Annotated in this window: 10 protein-coding genes; 5 read left to right on the forward strand and 5 right to left on the reverse strand. The window is 62.1% G+C overall.

The window, feature by feature from the left end; translation table 11 throughout:
* Positions 1-1,117 (forward strand): ABC transporter substrate-binding protein (locus VMW12_03780; protein ID HUZ48847.1); only part of this gene is annotated, 1,117 nt, incomplete at its 5' end.
* A complete protein-coding gene (locus VMW12_03785; GenBank protein ID HUZ48848.1) occupies positions 1,117-2,757 on the forward strand; it encodes a peptide ABC transporter substrate-binding protein in 1,641 nt (546 codons plus the stop codon). The genes VMW12_03780 and VMW12_03785, both read left to right, overlap by 1 nt.
* Positions 2,758-2,767: 10 nt before the next feature.
* On the opposite strand, the gene VMW12_03790 is transcribed toward VMW12_03785, so the two are convergent.
* Together VMW12_03790 and VMW12_03795 are read right to left on the reverse strand one after the other, a co-directional pair.
* On the reverse strand, positions 2,768-3,352 hold the full coding sequence (locus VMW12_03790) for a hypothetical protein (GenBank protein ID HUZ48849.1): 585 nt from the start codon (positions 3,350-3,352) through the stop codon (positions 2,768-2,770).
* Positions 3,349-4,239 (reverse strand): site-2 protease family protein, encoded by an 891-nt coding sequence (locus VMW12_03795; GenBank protein HUZ48850.1) that lies wholly within the window; start codon positions 4,237-4,239, stop codon positions 3,349-3,351. The genes VMW12_03790 and VMW12_03795 overlap by 4 nt, the downstream gene beginning before the upstream one ends.
* Here VMW12_03795 and VMW12_03800 point away from each other — a divergent pair.
* On the forward strand, positions 4,238-5,590 hold the full coding sequence (locus tag VMW12_03800; GenBank protein HUZ48851.1) for an NAD(P)/FAD-dependent oxidoreductase: 1,353 nt from the start codon (positions 4,238-4,240) through the stop codon (positions 5,588-5,590). The genes VMW12_03795 and VMW12_03800 overlap by 2 nt on opposite strands.
* A gap of 22 nt (positions 5,591-5,612) precedes the next feature.
* Positions 5,613-7,007 carry a hypothetical protein gene (locus VMW12_03805; protein HUZ48852.1) on the forward strand — a complete coding sequence of 465 codons (1,395 nt, stop codon included), beginning with the start codon at positions 5,613-5,615 and terminating at the stop codon, positions 7,005-7,007.
* A 200-nt stretch (positions 7,008-7,207) separates the two neighbouring features.
* On the opposite strand, the gene VMW12_03810 is transcribed toward VMW12_03805, so the two are convergent.
* The 3 genes from VMW12_03810 to VMW12_03820 are packed head-to-tail and all read right to left on the reverse strand — an operon-like array spanning position 7,208 to position 9,308.
* Positions 7,208-8,032: a M55 family metallopeptidase gene (locus VMW12_03810; GenBank protein HUZ48853.1), complete on the reverse strand. Its 825-nt coding sequence runs from the start codon at positions 8,030-8,032 to the stop codon at positions 7,208-7,210.
* Positions 8,029-8,862 carry a M55 family metallopeptidase gene (locus VMW12_03815; protein ID HUZ48854.1) on the reverse strand — a complete coding sequence of 278 codons (834 nt, stop codon included), beginning with the start codon at positions 8,860-8,862 and terminating at the stop codon, positions 8,029-8,031. The genes VMW12_03810 and VMW12_03815 overlap by 4 nt, the downstream gene beginning before the upstream one ends.
* Entirely contained in the window at positions 8,859-9,308 is a 450-nt protein-coding gene (locus VMW12_03820; GenBank protein HUZ48855.1) for a hypothetical protein, read from the reverse strand. The genes VMW12_03815 and VMW12_03820 overlap by 4 nt, the downstream gene beginning before the upstream one ends.
* A gap of 34 nt (positions 9,309-9,342) precedes the next feature.
* Here VMW12_03820 and VMW12_03825 point away from each other — a divergent pair.
* Positions 9,343-9,761 (forward strand): SprT-like domain-containing protein (locus tag VMW12_03825; GenBank protein HUZ48856.1); only part of this gene is annotated, 419 nt, incomplete at its 3' end.

Below are 9,761 nucleotides of genomic sequence, written 5' to 3' on the forward strand. Positions count from 1 at the left end.
TCTTCCCGAGCATATTCTCGCCAAGGTCAACGACGCCAAAGGCTCGTTCAATACGTCGTCGTTCAACTCGATGCCGATCGGCAGCGGACCGTTCAAGGTGGTGGAGTGGGAGCGCGGCTCCAAGATTCGGCTCGAAGCGAATCCCGATTTCTACCTAGGCAAGCCGAAACTCAACGAAGTCGTCTTTCGGATGATGCCCGACGAAAATACGATGATCACGCAACTCCAGACGCACGAGATCGACATGGTCGCGCGCGGCACCGCCATTAGCTGGCCACGTTATAAGGCGCTCGCGGCCGATCCCAAGAATAATTTGACCGCCGTCCGCGTAAATTCGTATATCTACTCGCACATCGATTTCAATTTACGCCATCCGATCGTGAGCGACCGCCAGGTCCGGCTCGCACTGGCATACGCGACCAATCGTCCGGAGATTCTCGACAAAATCGCGCACAACTCCGGCGTTTTGGCGGAGACCGATCAAAGCCCGGTGCTCTCGTGGGCCTATACGAACGATATTCAACACCATCCGTACGACCCGGCCAAAGCCAAGGCCATTCTTTCCGCCGACGGCTGGAAAGTCGGCCCCGACGGCGTGCGGGTGAAGAACGGGAAGCGCTTGGAGTTCAATCTGAGCACGCAGACCGAGAGCACGTACGGCAAGGCCATTCAAACGCTGTTGCAGCGCGAGTGGCGCGACGTCGGCGTGCAAGCCGATGTCAAGAACGCCCCGACGAGCGAATTCTTCGATAACAGCCCGGCCACCGGTACCTTGCAAGGCGGCCATTACGATGCGGCGATCTTCGCTTGGGTCGCAGCCGCCGACCCGGACGATAGCCCCCTCTACACGACGAAAAACTTTGCTCCCGGCGGCCAGAACAATCTCTTCTGGAGCAACCCGAAGGTCGACGCCGCCGCGGCGGACGCCCTCCAAACGATCGACACAAACCGGCGCAAAGCCGATTACAAGATCATCCAGCAGCAGATGGCGATCGACGTTCCGACGATCATCCTCTACTTCTGGAAAGACATCTACGTTTACAACAGCGACCTCAAGGGCTTTACGCCATCGCCGGTGATCTCGGCATTCTGGGATCCGTGGGAGTACTCGATTTAATGAAGCGCATCGCGGTTTCACTCTGCCTCTTGGTAGCCATCGCCGGCTGCTCGAAAGCTCAAACGGGAACGACGGCCCTGGCAAACGGGCGCGTCAACGCGTTCACCATCCCGCACGTACTGCGGTATGCGACGGCGGAAGACATTAATTCGCTCAACCCGCTATTGAGCCAGCAGCTGACTGTTGGGCTCATGTCGTCGTTGACGGCCGCATTTCTGATTAAGTGGGACGCACATAACAGGCCGTATCCGGAACTTGCTACGGAGGTGCCAACTAAAGCAGATGGCGGAATTAGCGCGGATGGGTTGACCATCACCTATCATCTGCGCAAGGGCCTCAAATGGTCGGATGGGCAACCGCTAACGGCCGACGACGTGGTATGGACGACCGAGCATGCGGTGCTGAATCCGGCAAACAACGTCGTGAGCCGGGCCGGCTGGGACCGTATCACGAAGATCGACGAGCCGAACAAATACACGGTCGTCTTTCACCTGAGCAAGCCCTACTCGCCGTTTATCGTCACGTTCTTTTCGAGCGCCGCGGCAAACCCGTCCATCTTGCCCAAGCACCTGCTCGCGAAGTATCCGAACATCAACCACGTGCCGTTTAACTCGCTGCCGGTCGGAGCCGGGCCGTTCAAATACAAGGAATGGTCGCGTTCGCAGCGCGTCGTCATGGTACCGAACCCGTACTACTTCCGCGGTCAGCCCAAACTCAAAGAGATCGACTTCGAAATTATTCCAAACCGTGATACCATTCTCACGCAGTTACAGGCGCACGAGCTCGATCTGTGGTATCCGGTTCCGGGAAACTACTACGCCAAAGCCAAGTCGCTCACCGCATACACCGCGATCCGTCAGCCCGCATATTATTTCAACCATCTTGATTTCAACGTCACCCGTCCGCGGGTGAAAGACCTTGCCGTTCGTCGAGCGCTGGAGATGGCGATCGACCGCAAGACCATCATCGAGAAGATCAGCCACGGCGTAGGGATATTGCAGGAAGGGGTCGCGCCGATGAATGCGCCCTATTACGACCCGTCGATTCAACTCGCACCATTCGACATAGCGCGTGCCAACGCGTTGCTCGATGCGGCCGGATGGAAGCGCGGCATCGACGGCATCCGCGAGAAGAACGGCGTAAAACTCAATCTCGACTTTGCTACGTCAACCGGCACGCCGGATTTCGATTCCCAGATCGAGCTGATTCGGTCGTGGTGGAAGCAGATCGGCGTTAGCATCAACGTGCGGCACTATCCGGCGAACCTGCTCTTTGCGCCGTTTAATGAAGGCGGCATCATTTACGGCGGCAAGTGGGATGTGGTTGGGTTTGCCTGGGGAGACGACCCGATCGGCGATTTTTCCTTCGAATATGCCTGCGATCAAATTCCGCCGAACGGACAGAACGATCTACACTGGTGCGACCCCGCGGCCAATAAAGCCATGCACGATCTCTACGGTCACTACGACCAAGCGCAACGCAATGCGGATGATCGGATCGTATTCGAGCGGCTAGCGAAGCAGGTGCCGACGATCGTCATGTCAGGCCGCGAGGACATCTTCATGGTAAACAAAGACCTGAAGAACTTCCATCCCAATGCGGTCACGCCGTTCGACAATATGATGAACGTGGATATCTAGAGTGGCGAGCCTATGAAATCGGCGGCGAGGGCTTGAGCACGTAGAGCGCGATGCGCTCGATCAGGCCTTTGTTGCCCATCGCGTAGGCGGCCCCTCCGGGGAAGCGCGCTTCGAAGATGTCGGCATAGGCGGCACGCTCGGAGGGCGCCATGATGCGCGCGAAGTTCTCCGGGAGCGCGGTCACTTGCATTCCCAGCGCCACCTCCGAAGGTACCAGGCGAAAACCGCCGAGATCCCTGGCCTCGAGTTTCGGTGCGCGATCGCTCTTGGGCAGATAGAGTTCGGCCGATGCGAGGCGCCGGTCGGCGCTGCTGTAAAACAGACTCAAAAACTCCCGCGTGCGGTTGGCTCCGAACACGCAGTACGTGTGCCAGCCGCGTGCCGGATATGCGAACGCGATCCCGAGCGTCTTTTCCACCTCGTCGCGCGTCGTGCGGGTAACGTCGAGAGGAATCGCCTCGTTGAACAGCACGACCGGGCGATCGAGCGGCGGCGGCGGCTCGTCCGCCGTTTTGCGATTGCGCTCGTAGATATTCGCGAGCACCTCGACCGCGCGAAGCATCGCGAAATCGGGCGTTGCGCCTTCGCCGCTCACATCGATCCGCGAATTCCGGCGGTCAGGGCGTGGGCTTGGCCCATCACCACGATCAGACCGAGCAACGTCATGAGATACCACACGCTGACGCGCAGGCGCGCGGCGTTGGTCATCAGCGCGGCTCGAGGATCGACGTGTCCGCGCCACGCCGAGATCATCGACGGTAAGCCCACCAATCCGATGATCAGCACGAACAGGATCGGAATGTGCAGCACGATCGCTAGCCCGATGAAGAGCGCGAAACCGAAAACCCAAAGGGCGGGCCACACCGCGCCGATCACGCGCCCGCCGTCGAACGGCGGCACCGGGATCATATTGAAAAGATTGAGGAACGCGCTCAAATCGGCGCACGCAAACCAAAAACTATCGTGGAGCGCAAGCCCGACGCCGTAACACGTCGCCGCGAGCGCCAGGCCCGTCAGCGGCCCGGCCAGCGCGATATACGCATCTTGCTCGAGATCGGCCGGAACCGCGCCGGCCGTATAGGCCATGAAGGGGAGAAAGACCGGCAGCTTCACCGGCAAGCCGTACGCGCGGAATGCCGCATAGTGGCCCATCTCGTGCGCGAGGACGAGCAGAATGATGACGATCGCGAGCTTCCAGCCGAAGAACACGACGTAGAGCCAGAGCGTGAGGAGAAACGGCCACGTGAGCGAGAGCAGCTTGAGGCCGATAAAGAAAAACTTGAACTGCAAGAGCACCGCGAACAGGCCCTTGAACTTGAGCGCGAGCAAGCCGAGGCCCGTCGCCGCCGCGCCGACACCTTTTGCGCCCTTGCGGGTTTTGTGTTCCGAGCCGGACGGAGCCGCGTCGGGCGGTAAGTACTCGCCCGTTACGGAAGGGTCCGGGTTATGCGGAGGTTGATCGGGTTGCTCGAGGTTCACCATGCTTGATTTCCCGCCGGGGAGCATTCGCCCCCGCATCGTCATTCTCGGAGGCGGGTTTGCCGGGATGGCGGTCGCCCAGCGCTTAGAAGCTCGCTTGCGCCCGGACGAAGCGGAAATCGTCCTCATCAGTCGCGAGAATTTCACGCTTTTTACGCCGATGCTTCCCGAGGTGATCTCCGGGGAACTCGACGTGCGCCACGTCGTCACGCCCATTCGCCCGCAACTGCGACGCACGCAATTCGTGCTGGCCGACGTGCAGCAGCTCGATCTCGCGGCGAAGAGCGTGCGCTACACGCATACGTTAACCGGTCAAAGCGCGAACATGGACTACGACCAGGTCGTGCTGGCGATGGGTTCGTCGACGTCGACGTTCGGGCTTCCCGGCGTCGCACAGCGCGCGTTCGCGCTCAAAACCCTCGAAGACGCCGGAATTCTACGCAACCGCTTGGTTTGGTTGCTCGAGCTTGCCGACGCAACCATCGATGCCGAGCAGCAAGCGCGATTGCTCACCATCGTCGTGGTCGGCGGTGGTTTTACCGGCGTCGAGGCGGCCGGCGAATTGGTCGGCCTCTTTCGCAGCGTGGTGCGCTTCTATCCGAACGTCGCGTTAGGCAAGATCCGGCTGATCCTGCTGGAGGGCGGCGCGACGCTGCTGCCGGGGTTACCGCCGAACATGGGGCGCTACTCGGAGCGCGCGTTGGCCGCGCGTGGCATCGAAATCATCACCGGCGACGGCGTATCCGCGGCCGACGACCGGGGCCTCGTGCTGCAGAGCGGGCGGCGCATCGAAACGGCGACCATCGTATGGAGCGCGGGCGTCACCCCGAGCCCATCGGTCGAGCGCACGGCGTTGCCGCTGAACAAGCGCGGAGCGGTGCTGACCGATGCGACGATGCGCGTCGAAGGGTTCGCGGGCGTGTGGGCGGCGGGCGATTGCGCGGCGATCCCGAACGGCGCCGGCGGCACCTATCCGCCAACCGCGCAGCATGCGATCCGCGAGGGCCCGGTTCTCGCAGACAACATCGTCGCAACGCTCCGCGGCAAACCGCCGGCTTCGTTCCACTTTACCTCGCTCGGCATGATGGCGTCGCTCGGGGGACGCAAGGCCGTCGCCCAACTGCCGGGCGACCGAATACTGACCGGCTTTCCCGCTTGGTTCCTATGGCGCAGCTATTACTTGCTGCGCCTGCCCGGCCTCGATCGGAAACTGCGCGTCGCGTTCGACTGGCTGCTCGAGTTGCTCTTCCCGCGCGATATCGCCGAATTACGCATCTATAGCCGCAAAGCTCAGTCCAGCGCGGCCGTCGATGCGGGCATCGCCCCGCGCGATGAACCGACCGTCAATTTGTAGAACCCCATCCACGGAGGACATCATGGAACTGCGCGAGCCGATCGAACGCCTCATTCGTAACCCGAAAGAGTTTACGAAAACCGTCCCCTTCCCCGATCCCTCGGAGATCCGTCTCTACGATGAGACGCTGCGAGACGGCGAGCAGATGCCGGGCGTATGCTACACGCCCCAACAGAAGCTCGAGATCGCGAAGGCGATCGCTGCGGTCGGCGTGCACGTGATGAGCGTCGGCTTCCCGGCCGCATCGGCGGGCGACCGCGCCACCCTGCAGCTCATCATGGAAGCTAAACGCGACGGCGAGCTCCGCGACGTCGAGATCGTCGTGATGTGCCGCAGTAGCCGCAGCGACATCGACGTGACCGTCAAGACGCTGCGCGACGTGGGCATCGATCCGCGCGAGGTGACTTTCTTCATCTTTTCGAGCGGCTCCGATCTACACATGAAGTACAAAATCGGCAAAACGCTGCTGCGTTTTGAGGGCCGCGAAGAGAGCCAATGGCTCGATCTACCCCTGGAATTCTATCGCAACGCGAACATCGCATTGCAGTGCGACGCGATCCGGCACGCTCGCGCGTGCGGCGTGGAAAGCATCGAGTTCGGCGCCGAAGACGGCAGCCGCGGCGACGTCGACTACTTCATCGAATACTTCAAACGCGGCCTCGAAGCGGGCGGAACCCGCCCCGCCTGGCCGGACACGGTCGGCTGCCTCACGCCCGAAGCGATGCGCTGGTACGGCTCGCGGATCGTCGCCGCCATGCCGAAGAACATGCCGCTCGTCGCGCACCTCCACAACGACTACGGTCTCGGCACGATCAACGCCATCACCGCGACGTCGTGCGGATTTCGCGTCATCTCCGTAACGGCCAACGGCTACGGCGAACGTGCCGGTAACGTGAAGCTGCACGAATACGCGGTCGCTCTGCGAGTGCTCTACGGCATCGACATCCCCGGCTTCAAATACGATAAGTTACGCGATCTCGCGCGATTCATGGAGCGCATGAGCGGGATCCCGATGCAGCAGCACGAGCCGATCGTCGGCGAGAAAGTCTTCACCCACGAATCCGGCATTCACACCCACGGTGTGATGATCGATCGCCGCATGTATGAAGCCGTGCCGACCGAGTTGGTCGGTGCGGAAACGAGCTTCGTTTACGGCAAGCACTCGGGCGTCGCTCTCGTAGAAGGCACGTTACGCCGGCGCGAGGCCTGGCTCGGCGAAGCCGGCGTCGATGTCACCATGGAACTTGCGCAAAGAGTCACCGAAGAGATTAAGCGCCTGCGCGAAGAGCGCGCCGCGAGCAACGCGAATGAGGAAGCGATCGAAGTACATCGCGCTGCGATGGAGCAACTCGCGCTCAGCGAAGACGACGTCATGACGATCGCCATCGCACTCGGCCGGCCGGTAGCGATCGGCTGACGGGGACGGGCTCGTTGCCCGCATAGAGCGTGGCCGGGCAGGCTACACCGCCGGGACGGGGACGCGCGTGTTTTTCACATTCATGTGAAAAACACTACTCCGTTCGTCGTCGCTCCCGCCCTCCGGGCTCCGCTCCTCCCTCACAGGCCCCGTCCCAACGGCGTAGCCTACCCGGCCCCACTCTATGCAGCGAGAGGCCCCTACGCCGTTGCTCCCAGGCGGAACGTTGCGACGAAGGCTTTGAACGTCGTCGGATAGTCGTCGCAGATGAAGCGTACGCTGCGAGCGCCCGTGCGCTCGAAGCCGGGAATCATTTCGACCAGATCGGCCTGCTCGACTTTGGCGAGATCGATCTCCATCGCGATCGGAGGCTCGAAAACGAACGTTCCCATTTCGTCGCGGCGTTCGAGGGCGCGGCGCGCGCCCGCGGCGATCGCGCGTTGCGCGGCGGCCGGCGAGATGGAATCGGCGCTGAACGTGCCGATCGATTCTTTGACGATGACGCCTTCAACCCAGGGCATTTGACGTTGCACGCCCTCGACCGTCGTGCGATCGCCGGTTACCAGCAGCAGCGGTACGCCGTGGTGGCCGAGGAGTGCGGCGTTGAGCGTCGCTTCGCTGCAGCGCACGCCGTTGACGTGGAGGTTGTGAATCACCGACGGCGTGTAGGTGTGGCAGAGCACCGCGTTCGCGTCGCCGATCGCGCCGTGGTAGCCGATGAAGAAGGCGCCGTCGAACGTGGAGTCGGCGTCTTGCACCATCGAATAGGGTTTACGATTGCCGAACAGTACGCGGATATCGGGCGGCAGCAGATCGAAGAGCAGATTGCGCATGGGGCCGTGCGAGTCGTTGACGAGCATCTCCGCCGGGCCGAGCTCGCGCGCGCCCTCGATGGCGGCGCGGACTTCGTGCGTGTAGTATTCGCGGTAAAGCGCGTATTCGGGATGCGGGGTGCGCGCGTCGACTTGCTCCCACGCGCAGACGCCCGCTACGCCTTCCATGTCGGAGGAGATGTAGAGTTTCATGCGGTTGCCGTGGCCGCGCCGGCTAGACGCGTGGCGACGAGGAAAGCGCGAAATGCCGATGGGTAGTCGGCCGCGACGTGCCGCACGGCTCGGCCGCCGACGCGTTCGAAGGTGGGTAGTAACTCGATGAAGTCCGCATGCTCGACGCCGGCGGTTTCGATCACTAGCTCGATCGGCGGTGCGAAGGTGAATGGGCGCGCCGCAGCCATTCCGCGGATCGCGGCGTCCGCACCGGCGCGAATCGCCTCGCAGGCGCTCGCCGGGGTCATGGAGTTGGCGCTGTAGTAGCCGATCGCGTCTTTCACGATGACGCCGGTGACCCAGGGCATCGCGGCGGTGGTCTCCTCGACGATCGTGCGATCGCCGGTAATCATGAGGAGCGGCGTTCCTTGGGAGCCGAGCATGGCCGCGTTGAGCATCGCTTCGCTGCAGCGTACGCCGTTGATCGAGACGTTGTAGAGCACGCTATTGCTGTAGGTGTGGGCGAGCGTGCCGTTTGCATCGCCGATCTTCGCGTGGTAGCCGGTGAAGAAGGCGCCGTCAAATGGGGCCTGCGCGCCCTCCATCATCGAATGCGGCTTGGGCGAGCCGGAGATGACGCGCACGTCGTGCGGCAGTTCGTCCCACAGGAGATTGCGCATGCTCCAATGCGAGTCGTTGATGAGGACCTCGGCCGGAGCGACGGCGCGGGCACCTTCGATGGCGGCGCGCACTTCGCGGGTCATGTAGCGGCGATACGCCGGGTATTCGTGCGTATCGGATGGGTCGACTTGCATCCACGAACAGACGCCCGCCGTGCCCTCCATATCGCACGAGACGTAGAGCCTCATTGATTGGCGGCGGCTTGGTCGGCGATCCCCGACTTGGCTTGTTGCAAGCCGGTCTGGGCGGCGACGTTCGACGGGTTGGCTTTGAGCGCGCGCTCGTAGAACGGAATGGCTTGCTGAAATTTGCTCGCGGCTAGGTACATATCGCCCAGTTGCGTTAGCGCGACGTCGTCTTTCGGATCCTTCGCGATGCGCGCTCGCAGCGTTTGCAATTGCGCCATGACGGCCGGGGGAGGCCCGCCGCCCTGAACGCTGTTCTGAGCGCCTTGCGCTTGCTGGGCGGGGTTTGCTGCCGTCGCGCTCCCGCTCTTGCCGAAGACCGAACCCGTAACGCCGAGGCCGTCGGCGACGAGGTACGCCATCACCCCCAGAAAGAGCAAGGCGAAGACCGCGACGATCGGGAGGTAGATGCGCGGCGGCAGGCCGCGGGGCGAAGCTTGTTTCACCATGATTCGATTGGACGAACGACGAACCGAATCATTCGTGCTCCCTACCGAAGCCGATCTTCAGCTCCTTTACGCACGCTTGAATTATCAGCATTTCAACGGGCAGGCTCCGGATTGCCGGATTCGCTACAACGCGCGCTTCTCAAATTCTGCCGGAAGAATAACCTACGGCGCTTTTCCGTTGCTCATCGAGCTTTCGACGAAGCACTTCGAACGCTACCCCGAAGCGCTCGAGGAAACCTTGCTGCACGAAATGGTGCACGCGTGGTGTTTCGCTCAGCATCGCGACACCGGCCACAGCGCGCGCTTCAAGAAGAAGCTGCGCGAGTGCGGCCTATCGTCGATCTATCACGACTTGGGCAACGTGCGTCCGCTTACCGAGTCGAGCAAGCGCTACATTCTACGCTGCGAACATTGCGCGTTCGAGGTGCTGCGCAAGAAACGCCCGGGAAAGCC

The organism is Candidatus Dormiibacterota bacterium (assembly GCA_035532835.1).
Classification (GTDB): domain Bacteria; phylum Vulcanimicrobiota; class Vulcanimicrobiia; order Vulcanimicrobiales; family Vulcanimicrobiaceae; genus DAHUXY01.

What these genes read in the sequence shown, in the direction of transcription:
- VMW12_03795 (HUZ48850.1), bottom strand. Translation starts at nt 4,239, where the DNA reads ATGGTGAACCTCGAGCAACCCGATCAACCTCCGCATAACCCGGACCCT.
- VMW12_03815 (HUZ48854.1), bottom strand. Translation starts at nt 8,862, where the DNA reads ATGAGGCTCTACGTCTCGTGCGATATGGAGGGCACGGCGGGCGTCTGT.
- VMW12_03785 (HUZ48848.1), top strand. Translation starts at nt 1,117, where the DNA reads ATGAAGCGCATCGCGGTTTCACTCTGCCTCTTGGTAGCCATCGCCGGC.
- VMW12_03805 (HUZ48852.1), top strand. Translation starts at nt 5,613, where the DNA reads ATGGAACTGCGCGAGCCGATCGAACGCCTCATTCGTAACCCGAAAGAG.
- VMW12_03820 (HUZ48855.1), bottom strand. Translation starts at nt 9,308, where the DNA reads ATGGTGAAACAAGCTTCGCCCCGCGGCCTGCCGCCGCGCATCTACCTC.
- VMW12_03800 (HUZ48851.1), top strand. Translation starts at nt 4,238, where the DNA reads ATGCTTGATTTCCCGCCGGGGAGCATTCGCCCCCGCATCGTCATTCTC.
- VMW12_03810 (HUZ48853.1), bottom strand. Translation starts at nt 8,032, where the DNA reads ATGAAACTCTACATCTCCTCCGACATGGAAGGCGTAGCGGGCGTCTGC.